A 21090-nucleotide genomic window follows, 5' to 3' on the forward strand; every position below is an offset into this window, starting at 1 on the left:
AAGTGCCATGCATACCCCTATTCATCAAATTCGACAGGATCTTTTGAGTCAGCGCACGTCATTTGCTCGATCCCCCCAATTTGATTCTGCATACACCCATTTTTTATCGCATTTTCATGAATTTCTGTTCCAAGACGCAGGGATGTATCAATCCATTGCATTTTGCTGGCCCTATCGCGAGGAACTTGATCTACGCCAGCCCCTGCGTAAGTGGCGATCCTCGAACTCAGATCGATGCCTCCTGTTACCTAAAGTTAGGGCTGATCGGCAGTTGAGTTTTTATACCTGGTCGGACTCCGACCCCCTGATTCACAATACCTATGGGATTGCGGAACCCGATCCGACCGCAAGCGGTGTACAACCCAAGAACCCCGACTGCATCCTAATCCCCTGTGTTGGATGGCTGAGTTATCAGAATCGATACTGGCGGCTTGGATATGGAGGAGGCTATTTCGATCGCACCATTGCTTCTTTAAAGCAAGCAGGGCATCGATTTACAACGGTTGGTATTGCGTTTGACTGGCAAGCACTGGATCTTGATCGCTGGACTCCCGAAGCTCATGACCAAGCACTAGACCTGCTGATCACAAATACTGGAGTCTATCGAAACCCGATTAAGTCTTAGAGGCTTGGTCCAATTGCAGATTCTGCGCAATGCGAATCACGGGCTCTGCTTGATTTAGGGAATAAAAATGCAGCCCTGGCACTCCAGCAACGATGAGCTGCTCGCACAATGTGCTCACCACATCCTCACCAAAGGCCTTGATCGAAGCGCTGTCATCACCATATGCCAAAAGACGTAGACGAATCCAGCGCGGTATTTCTGCGCCGCATGCATCTGAAAAACGCAGTAATTGGGTACTACTCGTAATGGGCATAATGCCCGCAACTACAGGCACATCAACGCCTAATTGATAAGCGTCATCTACAAACCGAAAATACGCATCGCTATTAAAGAAGTATTGGGTAATCGCTGAGTTAGCACCGGCCTTAATTTTTTGGGCAAAGTAGGCGATGTCCTTACTTGGCGACTGTGCCTGCGGATGAGTCTCTGGATAAGCAGCCACCTCAATATGAAACCAATCACCGGTCTCTTGGCGAATAAATTCCACTAACTGATTGGCATGCTGCAACTCACCGTACTGACCCATGCCGGAGGGTAAATCACCACGCAGCGCCACAATTCGTTTAATACCCAATGCCTTATATTGCGAGAGAAGCTTTGTAATTAGTTCTTTAGAGCTGCCGACACAGGATAAGTGGGGCGCGACCACCTCTCCTGATCGATGAATCGCTTCAACCGTTTGCAAGGTTCCTGATTGAGTCGATCCACCCGCACCAAAGGTCACCGAGTAAAAGGCGGGCTGCAATGCCGCTGTTATTCGCTCTCGCGTTTGCAACAAGCGCGCCTCCCCCTCCGGGGTTTTAGGGGGAAAGAACTCGACGCTTAATTCCATAGCAGACCTTTCAGCCTTTTAGTAACGGTAGGTTTCAGGCTTAAATGGGCCTTCTTTCTTAACGCCAATATAAACCGCTTGTTGATCTGAAAGCTCTGTCAACTGTGCATTCAATTTCTTCAGTTGCAGACGGGCAACCTTTTCATCTAAATGCTTAGGCAAGGTATAAACCCCAACAGGATATTTGTTCGTTCCTGCCGCTCCCCAGAGCTCAATCTGTGCAATCACTTGGTTCGCAAACGAAGAGCTCATGACATACGAAGGGTGTCCAGTACCGCAGCCTAAGTTCACTAAACGGCCCTTGGCCAAAATAATGAGGCGCTTTTCTGGAAGACCGTTGGCCGCCGGGAAGATCACGTGATCAACCTGTGGCTTAATTTCCTCCCATTGGTATTTTTCAATACTAGCGATATCAATTTCGTTATCAAAGTGACCGATGTTGCACACAATCGCCTGGTCTTTCATCCTCTTCATATGATCGTGCGTGATGACATGATAGTTACCGGTCGCAGTCACAAAAATATCGGCTTTATCGGCGGCATACTCCATCGTGACTACGCGATATCCTTCCATCGCGGCCTGAAGCGCACAGATTGGATCAACCTCTGTAACCCATACTTGAGCTGAGAGGGCTCGCAATGCTTGAGCCGAGCCTTTACCCACATCACCATAACCAGCCACAACGGCAACCTTGCCGGCAATCATCACGTCGGTCGCACGCTTGATCGCATCAACTAAAGATTCACGGCAACCGTACAAGTTATCAAATTTGCTCTTGGTAACCGAGTCATTAACGTTAATGGCCGGGAAGTGCAATTCGCCCTTGGCGTGCATTTGATAGAGACGATGCACACCCGTTGTGGTTTCTTCGGTAACGCCGTTAATCTTCGCTAACCGGGTTGAGTACCATGTGGGGTCGATCGCCAATTTGCTCTTAATCGCCGCAAAGAGAATGCGCTCCTCTTCGCTCGTCGGATGATTTAGAACGGCTTGGTCTTTTTCAGCCTTGGTTCCTAAATGCAGCAGTAGAGTTGCGTCACCACCGTCATCCAAGATCATATTGCTGTAGCCGCCGTCGGCCCACTCAAAGATCTTGTGAGTGAAATCCCAATACTGTTCAAGGGTCTCGCCTTTAATCGCAAATACCGGGGTGCCATTCGCAGCGATTGCGGCGGCGGCATGGTCTTGTGTTGAATAAATATTGCATGAAGCCCAACGCACTTCGGCACCCAAGGCCTCAAGCGTTTCAATCAGTACTGCAGTCTGAATGGTCATATGCAGTGACCCGGTGATGCGCGCGCCACGTAATGGCTGCTTTGCGGCAAACTCCTCACGAATCGCCATCAAACCAGGCATCTCGGTTTCGGCAATTTTGATTTCTTTACGGCCAAAGTCAGCCAAACCGATATCGGCAATTGCAAAATCGCCATTTAACTTTAAATCAGCAACGGTATTCATAAATAGCTCCAGCTAAAGAATGCAAGTGGAGCCAGTATTGACTCGCTAACCACTAGCATTCGGGTTAGCGAGCGCAGTTGCAATGAAGTTACTGGGTAACTCCCCTTCAAGCCTGGGGGGCGACGATTCGCCCCTTGCAACGCTCCTTGAAGGATTTGCCTAAATTGTAATCAATTTTCGACTAGAGGCCTGCCGCAGTCTTCAAAGTGGCCGCCTTGTCCTTGCGCTCCCATGTGAATTCCGGCTCCTCGCGGCCAAAATGGCCATATGCAGCGGTCTTTTTATAAATAGGCCGCAAGAGATCAAGCATTTTCACAATACCCTTCGGACGCAGATCAAAATGCTCAGATACCAGTTTTGCAATCTGCTCATCCGCAATCTTGCCAGTACCAAAGGTGCTAACCATCACCGATGTAGGACGAGCCACACCAATCGCATACGAGATCTGAATGAGGCATTTACTGGCCAAACCAGCAGCCACCACATTCTTGGCAACATACCGGCCAGCATAGGCCGCCGATCGATCAACCTTCGATGGGTCTTTCCCAGAGAATGCACCGCCACCGTGAGGAGCGGCGCCACCGTAGGTATCCACAATAATTTTGCGTCCGGTAAGACCGCAATCGCCTTGGGGGCCGCCAATCACAAAACGACCGGTTGGGTTTACTAAATATTTAATATCGCCCTTGATTAAATGCTTAGGTAAAACGGGTTTGATAATTTCTTCAATCACCGCTTCACGTAATTTCTCCAAAGGAATATCCGCAGCATGCTGTGTCGATAGCACCACCGTATCAATCGAGTCAGGCTTTCCATCGACATAGCGCAAGGTCACTTGGGATTTTGCATCGGGGCGTAGCCAATTTAGACGCCCGTCGCGACGCAATTGAGATTGACGCTCAACTAAACGATGCGACAAATAAATAGGCAAAGGCATTAGCTCGGGAGTCTCATCGCAGGCATAGCCAAACATTAATCCCTGATCGCCTGCGCCTTGATCCAATCCGTCATCATGCGCTTTATCAACCCCTTGCGCAATATCTGGGCTTTGTTTGTCATAGGCCACTAAAACAGCGCAGCCTTTGTAATCGATGCCATATTCAGTGTTGTCATAGCCAATCTCGCGCAAAGTATTCCGTGCGACTTGGATGTAATCAACATTGGCATTGGTGGTGATTTCACCAGCCAGAACCACTAAGCCGGTATTACAAAGTGTCTCAGCGGCAACCCGCGCCTTTGGATCTTGCGCCAAAATAGCATCTAAGATCGAGTCTGAGATTTGGTCTGCAACTTTATCGGGATGTCCTTCAGATACCGATTCTGAGGTAAAGAAATAATTATTGGCCATTCTATTCTCCATTTAATTAAGCACTGACAACACGTGCCGGGGAATACAACGGCGACGCTTTAGCAGATTTTTTTAATTCGCCCCGCAAGTTGTCTTTAACTCGGCGAATGTATAAATTTTATCGCATCTAAGAACTGGCTGCCAAACCCCATTTTGAATTGAATATCATTAGCACATGTCACATTGGGCCCTGCATTTCATTCTAAAAGGTGTTGCCAGCCTCCCCTTGAGTTTGGCCCAGATTCTGGGTGGCTTGGGCGGGATTCTGGCCTATACCTTTTCCCCTCATTTTCGTGGTTTATTTCAAGAAAACTATCACTATGCGATGCAGCTTCATGGCAGGACAATCCATCCGCTAAGAGCGGCCGCAGCCTCTGGCATGCTTTTTATCGATAGCCTTTGGATCTGGCATAACCCCCAAAGGGCCCTTCAACTGGCTGACGTTCAAGACTGGAGCTCAGTCAATCAAGCGGTTCAAGAGGGTAGAGGCTTGGTGATGCTCACACCCCACCTGGGCGGCTTTGAAATCATCCCCCGCATATTGGCCACTCATTTTCCAGCTACCATTTTGTATCGTCCGGCTCGTCAAGAGTGGCTAAATGATTTAATTGAGGAGCAACGCGCCTATCCCAATATGCACTTTGTACCCACCAATCTGCAAGGAGTACGAAAAATGGTCAAAGCCCTTCAAGAGGGTGAGGCGATTGGTATTCTTCCAGATCAAGTGCCGAGTGGCGGCGATGGAGTGTGGGTGAAGTTTTTTAATCGCTACGCTTATACGACCCCACTGCCCGCTCGGTTAGCGAATCGCAATCGAACCCCCGTCATCTTGTTTTCAGCCATTCGTAAATCGCTTGGCCAAGGCTGGATCATTAAAGCGCAACGCCTAAACGCATTTTCAGAGGATCCCCATCAGGCGGCCACACAAATGAACGAGGCAATTGAAACAGTCATTCTTGAGGCCCCGGAGCAATTCATTTGGTCATACAACCGCTATAAACATCCAGAGGGCGCTGAGCTTCCGCCCCAAGGCTAAATTACTCGATGAGCTGGCTACACACCCTTCTCAATTACATTGGCCTGAGCATTCTTAAGCTTTTTGCTTTCCTGCCCTATGAGTGGATCGTTCAAATCGGATATGCCCTCGGATCACTATTCGGGCGTCTGCCTCACCAACGCAAATACGTAGTTCTTCGTAATTTAGAACTGTGTTTTCCAAATCTGACCCGCCACCAAATACAAACCTTAGCCAATGAACACTGGCGCCTCTTGGGGCGCGCAGTGATTGAGCGAAGCCGGGTTTGGCTTGGCAGTGCAGAACAAATTTTCTCGATGGTCGACATTGAGACCGAAATTCCTTTGGGGGATAACAAACCTCGGATTTTAGTGATCCCCCATTTTGTCGGTTTTGAATGTGGATTCATGGCGCTCTCCGCCCTTGGGGAAAAAAATGGTTGGCAGCGAGGTGCTGGCTTTTATCAAAATATGAAGAACCCATTTTTTAATCAAAAAATTATTGAGTGGCGTAATCGCTTCGGTGCGAAGTCTATTAATCGACAGAATAGGCTTTTTGACTTAATTCGAGAAATTCGCAAGGGCAATTTTGTGGTCATTGCACCCGATATTGATCTTGGCCCTAAAGACTCGGTTTTTGTTCCCTTCTTTGGCATTCCAACCAATACGATCACTGCGATATCACGTCTAGCAAAAGCATGTGATGCGGAAGTATGCCTCATGATCACAACGCTGAATGCGGACCAGAGTAAATACATTTGCAAAATCCATAAAGCGTTACCAAATTTTCCAAGCGATGATCCAGTATCTGACACTGCGCGATTAAATCAGTACTTTGAAGAAGAAATTCGTCAACGGCCCGCTGAATACTATTGGGTTCATAAGCGCTTCAAATATCGCCCGCCAGGCGAAGCAAGCTTGTATGATTAGTCCATATTCATCAAATACATGTTATGACCCGATTACGCTTTACTAAAATGCATGGCGCTGGCAATGACTTTATTGTGATTGATGCAACTCGCCAAGACATTCGATCGATTACCTCTACGATTTGGCGCAAGCTAGCCCATCGTCAACTTGGTATCGGGGCCGATCAAATCTTGCTTGTGGAACAAAGTAGCCTGCCAGATGTCGACTTTAAATACCGCATCTTGAATGCGGATGGCGGTGAAGTCGAGCAATGCGGTAATGGTTCGAGATGCTTTGTTCGTTTTGTTCATGAGGAAGGTCTCAGCACTAAAGATCAAATCCGAGTTGAAGTCCGCAATGGTCTTCTAACTCTCAAACGCTTGGCTAATGGGTATGTGGAAGTTGATATGGGCAGTCCCATCTTTACCCCTCAAGACATTCCATTTAATCCCGCGGGCCTGACGAGCAAACAAGAATTGCATGAAATCCTTTATGCACTTCCGCTTAGTCGCAATAGCGGCGCACATGCCGATTGGATTGCCGCTCTGTCCATGGGTAACCCTCATGCCGTTCAAGTAGTCGAAGATATTGATAGTGCGCCGATATTAATGGATGGGCCGCTGATTGAGTCGCACCCTGCTTTTCCGAGTCGAGTCAATGCAGGCTTTATGCAAGTTCTTGATCGCCACACAATTCGATTGCGAGTCTATGAACGTGGCGTAGGCGAGACCCTATCGTGCGGTACTGGAGCCTGTGCTGCAGTGGTATCGGGCATCCGCCGTGGACTACTGGACTCCCCAGTAAAGGTAAGCACCCGTGGCGGGGAACTCGAAATTTTGTGGGATGGCTTTCAAAATCCCCACGCCCCCGTTTTGATGCGTGGACCCACTCAGACTGTGTATCGGGGCGAAATTGATTTAGATACGCTTTAAATCCCGTACCGAGTGCGGTAATTTTGAACTGCAGGTAGGTGCATTTGCAATTGCTGATCATGCGATTGCTGCAAATAACGCATCAGGCTATCCAAATTAGCGATTGCAATCACTGGTAAACCAAATTCTTGCCCGACGCTTTGTACCGCAGAATATTGGCCAATATTAACTGCGTCTCCGGATCTTTCCATGCGATCGAGCGCGATTAATACTGCGCAAGGCTTGGCACCGGCTCGCTCAATTAAATCAACCGACTCGCGCACTGAGGTACCCGCTGAAATCACATCATCAATAATGACAACCCGACCACAAACCGGAGCACCAATTAAGGTTCCGCCTTCGCCATGATCTTTGGCCTCTTTGCGGTTATAGGCAAACGGGGTATTACGTCCAGAGCGTGCTAGTGCAATCGCCGCACTCGCTGCCAAGGTAATACCTTTGTACGCGGGGCCAAAAAGCATATCAAAATCAACTTTGGATCCGAGGAGCGCTTGGGCATAAAACTCACCAAGCCTTCCCAGGTGTGCGCCATCATTAAAGAGACCGGCATTAAAAAAATAGGGGGACAATCGCCCGGCCTTCGTTTTAAACTCGCCAAAGGACAATACCTTTGCCTCTAGCGCGAATTGAATAAAGTCCGATTGAATTTGTTCTGAATTTACACTCATAGGTCTGTATGTTACGCATCATTTCTGCCAATCTCAATGGCATTCGCTCAGCGGCCAAAAAAGGCTTTATGGAGTGGATGCACGATCAGCGTGCTGATTTTATCTGTGTCCAAGAACTCAAGGCCCAAGAGGCTGACCTAGACAGCACCATCCTTACTCCTGGTGGACTCAATGCCTATTTTCATTACGCCGAGAAAAAAGGGTATAGCGGTGCCGGGATCTTCACCCCCCACCCCATCGATGACTTGCAAATTGGATTTGGTAACCCTGAATTTGATGCTGAAGGGCGCTATGTTGAAATTTCGATCGGTTCCCTGTCGGTGGTCTCAGTCTACATGCCCTCTGGTTCCAGCTCTCCCGAACGACAAGAAGCAAAATTTCGGTTTCTGGATGCGTTTTTACCCCACCTCATCGAGCTTAGAAACAAAGGGCGACAGATTGTCTTGTGCGGGGATGTCAACATTGCACATCACGAGATTGATTTAAAAAACTGGAAAGGTAATTTAAAGAATTCAGGGTTCTTACCGGAAGAGCGCGCTTGGCTAACCAGACTGTTTACCGAAGAAGGCTATATGGACGTCTATCGACATCTCGAGCCCCATGCGAGTGATACTTGTTATACCTGGTGGAGTCAACGCGGCCAAGCGTATACCAATAATGTTGGATGGCGTATTGATTATCAAATCGCCACACCAGAGTTTGGCAAATCCGCTAAGAAGGCGAGTGTTTATAAAAAACAGCGCTTCTCAGACCATGCGCCACTTATGATTGAATATGATTGGACCCTTTAACCTGCATCCGAATCGCGATTCCAATCAAGATGAGTACTGGGATGCCAATCAATGCGGTTGAAATAAAAAAGGTTTCATAACCAAATCGATCGACATACACCCCAGAAAATCCGGCCAGCCATTTTGGCAGCAATAGCATCATCGAACTAAATAATGCGTATTGCGTTGCTGAATATTGAACATTGGTTAATGAAGAAAGGTAAGCGATAAACGCGGCTGACGCGATACCGGAGCTCAGATTATCCGCGGAGATCACCCAAATTAAACCTGTTAGATCATGGCCGCGCGTGCTTAACCACGCAAAAAGAAGATTGCTGGCTGCCGAGAGAATGGCTCCTAGAAATAAAATGCGCATCACTCCAAAACGCAGTGCCAGAATTCCGCCCACAAACGCGCCGACTAAAGTCATAATGACCCCAAATACTTTCGTGACAGCTGCCACCTCATCCTTGGTATAGCCCATGTCCACATAAAACGGGTTCGCCATAATACCCATCACAACATCGCTAATGCGGTAGACAGCAATGAGCGCCAGAATTAAAAGAGCATGCCAACGATATCGACGAATAAAGTCTGCAAAGGGTTGAATCAGAGTTTGGTGCAACCACTCGCCTGCGGAGCGCGCTTTGGGTAGTTGAACTATTTGGGGCTCAGGACTCAGTAAGGTGGTGATCACACCAACCCCCATCGACAATGCCATCATCAAATACGCAAATTGCCAGGCGTTGGCAAAGTAGAGGCTAGTGCTTTCTTCGGCGCGCGCTGCCAGCCACAATGCGCCCGCTCCTGCCCAAATCATCGCCAAGCGATAACCCGTTTGATAACTAGCCGCTAAAGCAGCTTGGTACTCTGCCTTGGCCGACTCGATCCGAAAGGCATCAAGTGCAATGTCTTGGGTGGCCGAAGCAAAGGCAACTAATAATGCAAACCAAATAATGACCTGTAAATCTTGCTTGGGATCGTTCATGGCCATGCCCACCAAACCAATCATGATGAGCGCTTGAGCGAATAGCAACCAACTACGCCGACGCCCTAAGTATTTTGTGATCCCAGGAATTGGTACTCGATCCACTAATGGAGCCCAGAGCCACTTACCAGCATAGAACAGGCCAACCCACGATAAATAGCCAATGGTGCTGCGATCAATGCCAAGCTCTCTTAGGCGAAAACTTAAGGTGCCCAATACTAAGAGAAGAGGAAGGCCGGCCGAGAATCCTAGAAAGAAAATACGAATGCTGGGCCACTCAAGATAGACCCGTAAATCATTCAACCAGGAGCGGATGCTATTTAGCTCCACGCACGCGGTAGATTGCTATGCTACCAAATAAATTAGGTAGCCAGTGGACTGTCTTGCCATGATGCAAAACAACCCGCCCCAAAATCTCAATTCCTAATTTGTGGGCTAAGGCTTCAAAATCAGCAATCGTCAGAACTCGTACATTGGGGGTATTGAACCACTCGTAGGGCAAGGATTTCGAAACAGGCATGCGGCCAAGCGCAACTGCATAGCGGTGCGACCAGTGTCCAAAGTTTGGGAAAGATACAACGCATTGCTTTCCAACCCGCACCACCTCACGCAAGATTCGCTCGGTTTGATGGATCGTCTGTAGAGTTTGAGACAGCACAACAGTATCAAAGCTTTGATCCTTGAAAAGCGCTAGACCACCTTCCAAATCCTGCTGGATTACATTTAAGCCCTTTTCCACACACGCCAATACCGCACTATCTTTAATTTCAACGCCATAAGTAATCGCTTGACGCTTTGCACGAATGAACTCGAGGAACGAGCCGTCACCACAACCCAAGTCTAGTAAAGAGCTGTTCGTTTCAACCCAATTGGCGATCGCATCAAAATCGGATCTTAATTGCATTGCGCCTCCGCCATCGTCGCAAAATAGGCTCGCACCAAGCGATGGTAGCGTTCATCATTGAGTAAGAATGCATCATGCCCATGCGGCGCATCAATTTCAGCATAGCTCACGTCGGCTTTGTTATTGAGCAAGGCTTGCACGATCTCACGACTACGATCAGGTGAAAAACGCCAATCCGTTGAAAAACTGATGACTAAAAATTTAGCTTGAGCATGCGCTAGGGCTTGACTCAAATCCCCTTGATAACGCTTTGCTGGATCAAAATAGTCTAGCGCACGCGTAATTAACAAATACGTATTGGCATCAAAATATCCCGAGAACTTATCGCCTTGATGCCGCAAGTAACTCTCAACGGCAAACTCCACATCAAAACTGAAGCGATACTCGTCCGGCGCGCCAGCTAAACGCTGCAAATCACGGCCAAACTTTTCAGCCATATCATCGTCTGATAGATAGGTAATATGTCCCACCATCCGGGCTAAGCGCAAACCACGCTTGGGAACAACGCCATGCTTGTAATAGTCACCGCCATAAAAATCAGGGTCTGACAAAATTGCATTGCGCGCAACTTCATTAAATGCGATATTTTGTGCGCTAAGCTTTGGCGTGGAGGCAATCACCACGCAATGGGCAACGCGCTCTGGGTATTGAATTGCCCATGACATAGCCTGCATCCCGCCAAGACTGCCTCCCATGACTGCAGCAAACTTCTCAATCCCCATTTGATCGGCTAGACGTGCTTGTGCGTTGACCCAATCCTCAACAGTTAGCACTGGAAAACGAGCCCCATAAGGTTCATTCGTTTGTGGATTGATGCTCATCGGGCCCGTTGAGCCAAAACACGAACCTAGATTATTCACCCCAATCACAAAAAAGTGATTGGTATCGACTGGCTTTCCAGGTCCAACCATGTTGTCCCACCAGCCCAACTCATTGGCATTGTCAGAGTCTATACCAGCAACATGATGCGATGCATTTAGAGCATGGCAAATCAAAACCGCATTGCTAGTATTTGCATTCAGTCGTCCATAAGTCTCAACGACTAAATCGTATTGATCAATGCTAGCGCCACTTTGCAACCTTAGCGGTGCATCAAAATGATAGGTTTTCTTTGAAAGATGCAGCTCACTCATGCAGTCAGCAGAATTCGTAGACTTGGCTCAATTCCTTCGCTGGGCAACTTCTTAAAACCACTTCGAGCAAAGCGATGCCAGCGACCAACCACATAACTCATCAGAAGCGCAGACTGTAAGCCAGCAGTATCAGCAACTGCCCCATCCTGATGTTGACTTTGTGCAATCCGCAACGATTGCTTTAGGGATGTTTCAACACGATCCAAAACTTGATTGATGCGCTCCTGTAAGCGATCATCCTCCTGCAATAATGCGTCGCCCAATAAAACACGCACCATGCCGGGATTTTTCTCGGCAAAAACCAAAAGCATTTGCACCATCCCCTTCACTTGTGCAATGCCCAATTCCTCTTTTTGATTAATCTGATTAATGAGGCCAAAAATGGTTTGCTCGATAAATGCGATTAGACCCTCAAACATTTGCGCCTTACTAGCAAAATGTCGATAGAGAGCAGCCTCTGAAACGCCGATCTTGGCAGCCAAAGCGGCTGTGGTGACGCGATCACCACTTGGGTTTTGCAGCATCTCGGCCAAAATTTGCAGAATTTGTAAGCGGCGCTCGCCTGGACGTGGGCGCTTACGCGTCTTGGTCTCGCCCCCGCTAATCTCAGAAGCTGATTCTTGATGAAGAGGGCTACCGCTGCTGTTCATGATTATTTTTTATCTAGAACGTATCATGGTACCAAAAGCTTGTTCCGTCAAAATTTCTAAGAGTAGGGAGTGCTCAATTCGCCCATCAATAATATGAACAGAGTTCACGCCACTCTTGGCGGCATCCAAGGCAGATGAAATTTTAGGAAGCATACCTCCAGAAATCGTACCGTCTGCAAAAAGCGCATCAATCTCACGTGCACTCAAATCAGTCAAGAGCTTACCCGCCTTATCCATAACGCCCGGTATATTGGTCATCATCACCAATTTCTCAGCTTTGAGGATTTCCGCCATTTTGCCCGCAACCAAATCTGCATTGATGTTATAGGCTTGGCCTTCTTCACTAAAACCAATTGGTGAAATCACGGGAATAAATGCATCGTCTTGTAAAGCTTTCACCACAGCTGGATTAATCGATTCAATTTCACCGACAAATCCTAAGTCAATCGGCGCACCAGAGGGAGTTTGTTCATTCGGAACCATCATTTTCTTGGCATGAATCAAACCGCCATCTTTACCAGTTAAGCCAACGGCCTGGCCGCCAAAATGATTAATTAACATCACGATGTCTTGCTGCACCTCGCCACCCAATACCCACTCAACCACTTCCATGGTCTCTTCATCGGTAACCCGCATTCCCTGAATAAAGGTGCCAGTCTTGCCAATTTTCTTAAGGGCTTCATCAATTTGCGGTCCGCCACCATGAACCACGACCGGGTTCATGCCAACTAGCTTTAGCAAAATCACATCACGCGCAAAACTCTCTTTGAGGCGCTCTTGAACCATGGCGTTACCACCATATTTGATCACAATGGTTTTGCCATGGTATTGCCGAATATAAGGCAAAGCCTCGGCCAGAATCTCGGCCTTCAACAATGGCGGAATGTCAGCGAGTGTTGGTACTGCTTTAGTCATGATGAATAGAAATCCTATTCACCAAATAACTTTTGGCGTAGCTCACGACGCTCTTGAGCCTCGAGTGAGAGATTAGCGGTTGGACGAGCGATCAGGCGTGATAAACCAATCGCCTCACCGGTTTCTTCGCACCACCCATAATCACCTGACTCAATCCTAGCCAAGGCTTGTTCAACCTTCTTTAGGAGCTTTCGTTCGCGATCTCGAGTTCGGAGCTCTAGGGCGTGCTCCTCTTCAATCGTCGCCCGATCCGCGGGATCGGGGACCAGTATGTTTTCACGTAAGTGCTCGGTTGTTTCGCTCGCGTGCTTTAAGATATCTTCTTTGAGCGCCTGCAATTTGGTGCGAAAGAACTCCAACTGAGCGGCATTCATATAGTCCTTTTCAGACATCTTTAGTAAATCAGCCTCAGTTAGGGGGGCGCCCTTAGCGGACGATCCAGAAGCTTTCTTGCTGGACTCAGCAGACTTCGCTTTGGTACTCGCTTCTTTTGTCGTCATCGTTTTTCCTTCGTTCCAAATAATCAACACCTTAAACCCTAGAGCAAAATCGCCAATCAGGGTTACTACTAAAAGTTACTTAATTGCACTTTCAAGGGTGCATTATTACGCTTTCTATAAAAGTTTCAATGGCTATTTAAATACAACCGTGGCGGCGCATTGTACAGTAATTCAATCAATTCAATTAGTTAGCCAAGCAGCCTTCCAATCCGGCCAACAAAGTATCTTTTGGCAGATCAATTCCAATGAATACCATCCGAGTTTGTTTGGCCTCTGCCCCCCATGGGCCAGCCAAATCACTACCCATCATTTCATGAACGCCCTGAAGAACCACTTTGCGGGCTGAACCCTTCACATACAAGACGCCCTTGTAGCGCAACATCTTCTCGCCAAACACGGACAAGACCCCTCCTAAGAAGTCCTCTAACTTGCGGTGATCAAAAGGTTTGTCGCTCTTAAAAACAAATGATTGAATCCGATCGGTATGCCCATGGTGATGGTGATGATTGTGGCCATGGTCATGGTGATGCTCATGATCGTGGTGGTGATCATGACCGCACTCGCTGTGGTCGTGATCATCCTCTTCCAAAAAATGGGGGTCAATATCAAGCTTCGCGTTTAAATTAAATCCCCGCAAATCCAAGACAGAATCGAGCGGCACTACGCCCTTTGTAATCGTTTGGATGGGTGCTCTTGGGTTCATATGCATCAACCGATTTTTTAGAGCCGCAATTTCTTCTGGGCTTGCAAGGTCTGTTTTGGTAATAAAGATGCGATCGGCAAAGCCAACCTGACGCTGAACTTCCTCGTGCTCGTTGAGCTGTTTCTGGCCGTGCTTAGCATCGACAAGGGTAACCACGGCGTCTAACACGTAATGATTCGCAATGTCATCATCAATAAAAAACGTTTGCGCAACCGGACCGGGGTTTGCCACACCAGTCGTTTCAATGACCACCTGGTCAAACTGAATTTTTTTACTCTTACGCTGCTCCCATAGCTGATTTAATGCTTCAACCAAATCGCCTCGAATCGAACAGCATACGCAGCCATTGTTCATTTGCACAATTTGCTCTTGCGTATCTTGAACCAAAATATCGTTATCGATATTTTCTTCACCAAACTCGTTTTCAATCACCGCAATTTTTTTGCCATGCTCACCGGTCAAAATGTGTTTTAACAAAGTGGTCTTACCGCTGCCCAAAAATCCTGTGAGAATCGTTACTGGTATTAATGCCATCGTGATGTCATTTCTTAAAAAGAATGGATAAAGAAGTATCTTACCGATTATTGGGTACGTTGGAGCAGCAATCCCTTGAGGTACTCCCCTTCCGGAAAACTAGCCAGAACCGGGTGATCCAATCCCGCCGCCAAACGCCGCATGACCCGGTAGCTTGTTCCATGATCTTGCATATGTGCCATAGCCTCATTCACGGATGAGGTGATCATTTGCTCAAAATGCTGGGGGCTAACAGCGCCCGAGCAGGAAAATGTAAATAGCAAGCCGCCCGGATTGAGTAATTGCAAGGCAGCGCGATTAATCTCTTTATAAGCTTTTAGGGCACGCTCAAGATGCTGAGCCGATGGGGCAAACTTTGGGGGGTCCAAGACGATTAAATCAAATTTTTCCTGGGCGCCCCGCAATTCTCGAAGGGTAGAAAAGGCATCGGCATCATGCCAAGTGGCCAATTCCGGAGAATAGCCATTCATTGCCATTTGACACTGTGCCAACGCTAGGGCATCCCCCGATGAATCAACTGACATGACGCTGTTTGCCCCTCCTTGCAAAGCAGCCAAAGAGAAGCCGCCGGTGTAGCAAAACATATTGAGCACCCGGCGATTGCTTGCGAGCTCAGACACCAGCTTGCGGTTATCGCGCTGATCAATATAAAAACCGGTCTTATGACCTTCTAGCACATCGATTCCATACTGAATCCCATGCTCATTGACCAAAACGAGCTCGCCATCATGCTCGCCAGACAAAATACCACTCTGCTCAGCTAATCCCTCTCGTGCTCGCACTGCGGCATCCGATCGCTCGACCATCAAAGAGCACTGGGTTTGCTCTTGTAAGGCACTGATGATGGCGTCTCGCCAATATTCCACACCTGCACTCAGAAACTGGCAAACAATCACGCGATCATATTGGTCAACAATCAGACCGGGCAATCCATCGGCCTCCCCAGCAATTAACCGAATCGCATTGCTATCTTTTACCCATTGCTGCCGGTGCTGTATTGCGGTACTAATTTTGCGCTTAAAGAAGGCGTGATCGATAGCTTCGCTTTCATTCCATGACCAAACGCGAACGCGGATTTTAGATAAAGGACTATAGGCTCCTTTGGCAATCCAGCGGCCATCTTGACTCAGGATCTGAACCGTTGCACCTGCTTTAGGCTTTCCATCAACCCGCTTGATTGCAGTGGCATAGACCCAAGGGTGCCTGCGCACAATGGGCCGCTCTTTTCCCGCCTCAAGGATGATGTTGTAGTTCACGCTTTATTACTCTTCACTTTGGCGCGGGGGTGAGCATTGTCATAGGCTTTTGCTAGATGCTGAAAATCCAGCGCAGTATAAATTTGCGTACTGGCAATACTCGCGTGACCCAGCATTTCTTGTACAGCTCGCAAGTCATGTGAGGATTGCAGTACATGGCTGGCAAAGCTATGGCGCATCATATGTGGGTGCACATGAGTAGGCAAACCGGCACGAATAGCCATTGATCGCAAACGGGCCTGAACGGTTCGTGGCGCAAGCCGCTTACCCTGAATAGACACAAATAAAGCTCGCTCATCCTGCAACGTTAATAAAGCGCGTTGCGATTTCCAACGCTGTAACGCTGCCATGGCGGGCTTGCCAACTGGAATGGTCCTGCGCTTATTGCCCTTACCAAGAACCGAAACTTCACTTGCGCGCCAATCAATCCAACCTAAAGAATCTCGACTAGGATCACTATCTAGGCCTAGGAGCTCTGAGAGGCGCAAGCCTGATGAATACAAAAGTTCAATCAAAGCATAATCACGACTCAGTTCCCAATTATCGTTTTCAGTCGCCTCTTTGGCGGCGAACTCAATGAGGGCTAGCGCTTGCTCTACCGATAATGCCTTTGGCAGTAATTTACTGCGCTTAGGCGCTTTGATATCAGCCACGGGATTTGAGCCTAGGCCAGACTGACCTTTACTTTCCAATAAGAGCCAGTCATAAAAACCGCGCCACGCTGATAAAACCCGAGCAATCGATCGCGCAGACAATCCCTTCGCATGAAGCGTTGCAGTCCAACGACGAATGAGTGCATGATTAATTTGATCAATCGCACACTGCTCGACTTGCGCGCTCTCACAGAGAATTTTTAAATCAGCGCGATACGCTTTAATCGTATGAACTGATAATTGCCGCACAACATGCAAGTTATTTAGGTAAGCCTCGATCTTTGCCGAGAGAGTGTCCACAATCGTTTACTTACCTTGAGCTTAACCGGCAACCCGCCGCAACGCTGCTGCAGCCAAACCAGCAATTTGTCTTAAATAAAACACGCCCATATCCTCTGTAAAACGTTCGCCATCTTTACTGAGAAGAGCTAAGCCGGCAAAGCGATTTTGCTCCAATGGCATTGCTAGTATTGCTACGCTCTGCCAATCATCCTTGGCCTGCAAATGAGCTAGCTTTTCTTTAAATACATCCGGACATTTTGCGAAGGGCTGGCAAATGGGGCGCTCTAACAATGCCTCAAACGCAGAATCAATTGGCAATACTTTACAAACCTCGACCTCAAAGACAGAGGAAAGACCACTTTCGATCGCGCTATTTACTTGCTGAGTATCTTGCGCTTCAATGAGCTTTTGTAACCAAGCAACCATTCCCACTTGGGTCTTGTCATTGCGACTGCCAAAACGCAGCATTTCGTTTAAGCGTGCATTGAGCTCTTGGTTTTGTGAGCGTAGCAAATGCATTTGCCGCTCTTGCAGCGAAATGGCTCGATCGCTGTTGGGATCTTTTAGACGAACTTCTTGCAAGACCTCAGCATGGCGCTCAAAAAATCCTGGGCAAGCTTTTAGCCATTGGGCCACTAAGGCTTCTTGTTCATCCTGACTCAGCTCTGGAGCACTCATTTCGTTTCCTATCCACTTTGTAATTTCTTGCGCAATATCTCATTGAGCTGCTGAGGATTTGCTTTACCTTGCGAGGCTTTCATCGCCTGCCCAATTAAGGCGTTAAAGGCTTTCTCTTTGCCAGACTTAAACTCTTCAACGGATTTTGAATTGGCCTGTAACACCCCATCAACGAGGGCTTCTAGGGCGCCAATGTCGGTAATTTGCTTTAATCCGCGTTGCTCAATCATTTCATCAATTGGGATGGCCGGTTTGTTGGCGAGCGCATCCTCCCAAATTGAGATGAATATCTCTTTTGCAATCTTGTTGGAAATCGTTCCGTCTAGAGAACGATTAAGTAGCGCCTCAATCTGAGCAATTTCAATTGGTAATTCATGAGCGGATAAATTCGAGCGATTTAAAGCCGAGGCCAAATCGCCAGTAATGAAGTTTGCAATCGTCTTGGCGTGTTTCGCGCCCAAACGGCGGACCAGCTCCATCAATAAATCAGCTGTGGCACGGTCCTGACTGAGGATCTGACTATCGTAAGGGCTTAGTCCATATTCAGATTGCCACTGCGCGCGTAACGTCGCTGGCAATGCTGGCATACCAGCGCGAATTTCTTCAATCCAATCCGCATGAATAACGAGTGGCAATAAATCAGGGTCTGGAAAATACCGATAATCTTGTGCGTCTTCTTTGCTGCGCATACTGCGCGTTTCTTGAAGATCGGGGTCGTATAAGCGCGTTTCCTGAATAACCGTACCGCCATCTTCAATTAGTTCAATTTGGCGTCGCACTTCATACTGAATTGCCTCTTCTAAGAATCGGAAAGAATTTAAATTCTTAATCTCGCAACGCGTCCCGAATTCACTCTGTCCCTTGGGCCGCACCGATACATTGGCATCGCAGCGAAAAGAGCCTTCTTGCATATTGCCATCGCATACCCCTAACCACACTACTAACGCATGAAGGGCTTTGGCATAAGCAACCGCCTCAGCAGCACTGCGCATTACGGGCTCAGTGACAATTTCTAAAAGAGGAGTGCCGGCTCGATTTAAATCAATCCCGCTAGCTGGTTCGCCATGAGGGCCAGAAAAGTTCTCATGAACGGATTTGCCAGCATCTTCCTCTAAGTGGGCTCGCGTTAACTCAATCACCTTTGTCTGACCATCGACAACGATTTCAATTTGTCCACCGACGACCACTGGTATCTCGTATTGACTAATTTGATAGCCCTTAGGCAGATCGGGGTAAAAATAATTTTTACGGGCAAAAATACTGCGCGGAGAAATCTGGGCACCAATTGCCAAACCAAAACGAATCGCGTGCTCAACTGCTTGTCGATTAAGAACGGGCAATACTCCCGGCAGCGCTAAATCAACGGCGCAGGCTTGTGTGTTTGGGGCAGCACCAAATTGCGTACTCGCCCCACTAAATATCTTGGACTGCGTTAGTAATTGCGTATGGGTCTCGAGACCAATGACAATTTCCCACTTCATCATGCTATCCCTTCGGGTCTGCGCAGATGCCAGTCGCTGACTTGCTGATACTGGTGCGCCACTTGCAATAGGCGAGCCTCAGAGAAATAATTTCCGATCAATTGCATTCCAATCGGTAATCCATCGCCCGAGAATCCACAAGGCGCGCTCATTGCTGGCAAACCCGCCAAATTCGCTGACAAGGTATAAATGTCTTCTAAGTACATCTGCAAGGGGTCTTTGCTCTTTTCACCCAGGCCCCAAGCGACATCCGGAGCTACAGGTCCCAAAATCACGTCGCACTGAGTGAAAGCTTGCGCAAAATCTGCAGCAATAATGCGACGAATTTTCTGGGCTTGCAGATAATAAGCATCGTAGTAGCCGTGCGATAAGACATAACTTCCAATCAAAATGCGCCGCTTCACCTCCTCACCAAAACCTTCACTGCGGGAGCGTTGATACATCTCCAATAAATCAGAGTACTCGCTCGCACGATGGCCATAACGCACCCCGTCGTAACGACTCAAGTTGCTCGATGCTTCAGCAGGAGCTAAAACGTAATACACCGGGATCGAAAGCTTAGTTTTAGGCAAACTCACTTCGCAAACAACAGCCCCCAAAGACTGAAGCACCTCTTTCGCAGCTAGCACCGCTTGCGCTACATCGTGCGACAGACCCTCGGCAAAAAATTCTTTGGGCAAACCAATGCGTAACCCCAATAGAGGTTTTTTAGGATCTTCACCCGACCAAGCTTGATTCAGAAAACGTCCGTAGTCTTCGCCGCTATCAGCCAGGGATGTTGAATCACGGGGATCGTGCTTCGACATGGCACTTAGTAATAGAGCGCAATCCTCGGCGGTTTTTCCAATGGGGCCTGCCTGATCCAATGAGGAGGCGTAAGCAATCATGCCGTATCGCGAAACACGACCGTAAGTTGGCTTAATTCCAGTCAGACCACAAAAAGCAGCTGGTTGCCGAATCGATCCACCGGTATCGGTCCCAGTAGCGATTGGCGCCAATCCAGCGGCAACGGCAACTGCTGAACCGCCAGAGGATCCGCCCGAGACCCGCCCGTTATTCCATGGGTTGAGGGCAGCCCCAAATGCAGAGTTCTCATTGGAGGAGCCCATTGCAAACTCATCCATATTGGTTTTGCCCAGACACACCATACCTGCAGCCTTTGGATTATCGGCATCTGGCAAGCCCAAACTTGCTACCACGGCTGCATCAAAGGGGCTTTTATAGCCCGCCAACATTTTGGAAGCCGCCGTCGTGGCCCACTCTTTGGTCACAAAGACATCCTTATGGGCAATCGGAATTCCGGTTAAGGGTCCCGCAAGCCCTTGTGATATCAGCTGATCGGCGCGTCTAGCCTGCTCTCGCGTCTGGTCTGGCAAAACATCGAGGTAGGCATTTAGATGCTGGTATTTTGTGATCCGCTCAAGAAAGAACTCACATAACTCTAAGCTTGATATTTCTTTATTAATCAATGACTTAGATAAACTTTGCAGGGTTTGGTGCTGCCAATTCATTCGATCACCCTCGGGACCAAAAAGTAACCCTTGGCTTGCGCGGGTGCGTTCGCCATATTCTGTTCCCGCGTATTTGCCTCGATGCATGCGTCGGGCCTCAAAGGCTGAGCCAAATCTTCTATAAACAAAATGGGGTGGGGCAAAGGCTCAATCTGCTCAGTATTGACCGCTTGCATTTGTTCGACGAGAGCAAAAACGGCCTCTAATTGTGGCAATACCGCCTCGGCCTCTGAGGCGCTTAATTGCAAGCGAGAGAGCTTCGCTATACGGTGAACTTCATTTATATCCATGGGGTGCTAGAGTATCATTTCATCTTTGAGCTAATTAACATTTCTATTTTCCCACT

Annotated in this window: 22 protein-coding genes and 1 riboswitch; of the genes, 5 read left to right on the forward strand and 17 right to left on the reverse strand. The window is 48.1% G+C overall.

Translation table 11 applies throughout. The features are described from left to right. Positions 1-7 precede the first annotated feature (7 nt). Complete coding sequence (locus QUE61_RS09220) at positions 8-625, forward strand: 5-formyltetrahydrofolate cyclo-ligase (protein ID WP_286306926.1); 618 nt, start codon at positions 8-10, stop codon at positions 623-625. Here QUE61_RS09220 and metF read toward each other — a convergent pair. From metF to metK, 3 genes are all read right to left on the reverse strand, one after another. Continuing rightward, positions 615-1457 (reverse strand): methylenetetrahydrofolate reductase [NAD(P)H], encoded by an 843-nt coding sequence (metF, locus tag QUE61_RS09225; protein ID WP_286306927.1) that lies wholly within the window; start codon positions 1455-1457, stop codon positions 615-617. The genes QUE61_RS09220 and metF overlap by 11 nt on opposite strands. 18 nt (positions 1458-1475) lie before the next feature. Further along, a complete protein-coding gene (ahcY, locus tag QUE61_RS09230; protein WP_286306928.1) occupies positions 1476-2915 on the reverse strand; it encodes an adenosylhomocysteinase in 1440 nt (479 codons plus the stop codon). Between the two features lie 62 nt (positions 2916-2977). Continuing rightward, a riboswitch (S-adenosyl-L-homocysteine riboswitch) is annotated at positions 2978-3069 on the reverse strand. A gap of 27 nt (positions 3070-3096) precedes the next feature. After that, the gene (gene metK / locus QUE61_RS09235; protein ID WP_286306929.1) at positions 3097-4263 is read right to left on the reverse strand and encodes a methionine adenosyltransferase; all 1167 of its coding nucleotides are present in this window, start codon (positions 4261-4263) and stop codon (positions 3097-3099) included. 175 nt (positions 4264-4438) lie between these two features. Between metK and QUE61_RS09240 the strand changes: the two genes are divergently transcribed. The 3 genes from QUE61_RS09240 to dapF are packed head-to-tail and all read left to right on the forward strand — an operon-like array spanning position 4439 to position 7118. Beyond that, complete coding sequence (locus tag QUE61_RS09240; protein WP_286306930.1) at positions 4439-5299, forward strand: lysophospholipid acyltransferase family protein; 861 nt, start codon at positions 4439-4441, stop codon at positions 5297-5299. A gap of 8 nt (positions 5300-5307) precedes the next feature. Then, positions 5308-6207: an LpxL/LpxP family acyltransferase gene (locus QUE61_RS09245; protein ID WP_286306931.1), complete on the forward strand. Its 900-nt coding sequence runs from the start codon at positions 5308-5310 to the stop codon at positions 6205-6207. 23 nt (positions 6208-6230) lie between these two features. Continuing rightward, entirely contained in the window at positions 6231-7118 is an 888-nt protein-coding gene (dapF, locus tag QUE61_RS09250; protein ID WP_286306932.1) for a diaminopimelate epimerase, read from the forward strand. Here the strand turns inward: dapF and pyrE are convergent. Continuing rightward, positions 7115-7786 carry an orotate phosphoribosyltransferase gene (gene pyrE, locus QUE61_RS09255; protein ID WP_286306933.1) on the reverse strand — a complete coding sequence of 224 codons (672 nt, stop codon included), beginning with the start codon at positions 7784-7786 and terminating at the stop codon, positions 7115-7117. The two genes, dapF and pyrE, sit on opposite strands and share 4 nt — an antisense overlap. Before the next feature lie 8 nt (positions 7787-7794). Between pyrE and QUE61_RS09260 the strand changes: the two genes are divergently transcribed. Continuing rightward, positions 7795-8577 carry an exodeoxyribonuclease III gene (locus QUE61_RS09260; RefSeq protein WP_286306934.1) on the forward strand — a complete coding sequence of 261 codons (783 nt, stop codon included), beginning with the start codon at positions 7795-7797 and terminating at the stop codon, positions 8575-8577. On the opposite strand, the gene QUE61_RS09265 is transcribed toward QUE61_RS09260, so the two are convergent. The 13 genes from QUE61_RS09265 to gatC form a co-directional block, all read right to left on the reverse strand. Next, on the reverse strand, positions 8549-9874 hold the full coding sequence (locus tag QUE61_RS09265) for an AmpG family muropeptide MFS transporter (RefSeq protein ID WP_286306935.1): 1326 nt from the start codon (positions 9872-9874) through the stop codon (positions 8549-8551). The two genes, QUE61_RS09260 and QUE61_RS09265, sit on opposite strands and share 29 nt — an antisense overlap. After that, complete coding sequence (gene metW / locus QUE61_RS09270; protein WP_286306936.1) at positions 9861-10448, reverse strand: methionine biosynthesis protein MetW; 588 nt, start codon at positions 10446-10448, stop codon at positions 9861-9863. Before metW ends, QUE61_RS09265 begins: the two co-directional genes overlap by 14 nt. After that, positions 10439-11581, reverse strand: coding sequence for a homoserine O-succinyltransferase MetX (gene metX / locus QUE61_RS09275; protein WP_286306937.1), 1143 nt, complete (start codon positions 11579-11581; stop codon positions 10439-10441). The genes metW and metX overlap by 10 nt, the downstream gene beginning before the upstream one ends. Continuing rightward, positions 11578-12231 carry a nucleoid occlusion factor SlmA gene (gene slmA, locus QUE61_RS09280; protein ID WP_286306938.1) on the reverse strand — a complete coding sequence of 218 codons (654 nt, stop codon included), beginning with the start codon at positions 12229-12231 and terminating at the stop codon, positions 11578-11580. The genes metX and slmA overlap by 4 nt, the downstream gene beginning before the upstream one ends. Positions 12232-12240: 9 nt before the next feature. Beyond that, a complete protein-coding gene (gene argB, locus QUE61_RS09285) occupies positions 12241-13146 on the reverse strand; it encodes an acetylglutamate kinase (RefSeq protein WP_286306939.1) in 906 nt (301 codons plus the stop codon). Positions 13147-13160: 14 nt separating this feature from the next. Beyond that, positions 13161-13646, reverse strand: a complete 486-nt coding sequence (gene dksA / locus QUE61_RS09290; RefSeq protein WP_286306940.1) for an RNA polymerase-binding protein DksA — start codon at positions 13644-13646, stop codon at positions 13161-13163. A gap of 184 nt (positions 13647-13830) precedes the next feature. Further along, on the reverse strand, positions 13831-14883 hold the full coding sequence (locus tag QUE61_RS09295; RefSeq protein WP_286306941.1) for a CobW family GTP-binding protein: 1053 nt from the start codon (positions 14881-14883) through the stop codon (positions 13831-13833). A 47-nt stretch (positions 14884-14930) separates the two neighbouring features. Then, entirely contained in the window at positions 14931-16139 is a 1209-nt protein-coding gene (locus tag QUE61_RS09300) for a class I SAM-dependent rRNA methyltransferase (RefSeq protein ID WP_286306942.1), read from the reverse strand. Continuing rightward, the gene (locus tag QUE61_RS09305; protein ID WP_286306943.1) at positions 16136-17092 is read right to left on the reverse strand and encodes a tyrosine recombinase XerC; all 957 of its coding nucleotides are present in this window, start codon (positions 17090-17092) and stop codon (positions 16136-16138) included. The genes QUE61_RS09300 and QUE61_RS09305 overlap by 4 nt, the downstream gene beginning before the upstream one ends. Before the next feature lie 21 nt (positions 17093-17113). After that, positions 17114-17752 (reverse strand): DUF484 family protein, encoded by a 639-nt coding sequence (locus tag QUE61_RS09310; RefSeq protein WP_286306944.1) that lies wholly within the window; start codon positions 17750-17752, stop codon positions 17114-17116. 8 nt (positions 17753-17760) lie between these two features. Then, positions 17761-19236: an Asp-tRNA(Asn)/Glu-tRNA(Gln) amidotransferase subunit GatB gene (gene gatB / locus QUE61_RS09315; protein ID WP_286306945.1), complete on the reverse strand. Its 1476-nt coding sequence runs from the start codon at positions 19234-19236 to the stop codon at positions 17761-17763. Then, positions 19233-20744, reverse strand: a complete 1512-nt coding sequence (gene gatA / locus QUE61_RS09320) for an Asp-tRNA(Asn)/Glu-tRNA(Gln) amidotransferase subunit GatA (protein ID WP_286306946.1) — start codon at positions 20742-20744, stop codon at positions 19233-19235. The genes gatB and gatA overlap by 4 nt, the downstream gene beginning before the upstream one ends. Beyond that, a complete protein-coding gene (gene gatC / locus QUE61_RS09325) occupies positions 20741-21034 on the reverse strand; it encodes an Asp-tRNA(Asn)/Glu-tRNA(Gln) amidotransferase subunit GatC (protein WP_286306947.1) in 294 nt (97 codons plus the stop codon). Before gatC ends, gatA begins: the two co-directional genes overlap by 4 nt. Positions 21035-21090 lie beyond the last annotated feature (56 nt).

It is taken from the genome of Polynucleobacter sp. HIN5 (genome assembly GCF_030297555.1).
Taxonomy (GTDB): Bacteria; Pseudomonadota; Gammaproteobacteria; order Burkholderiales; family Burkholderiaceae; genus Polynucleobacter.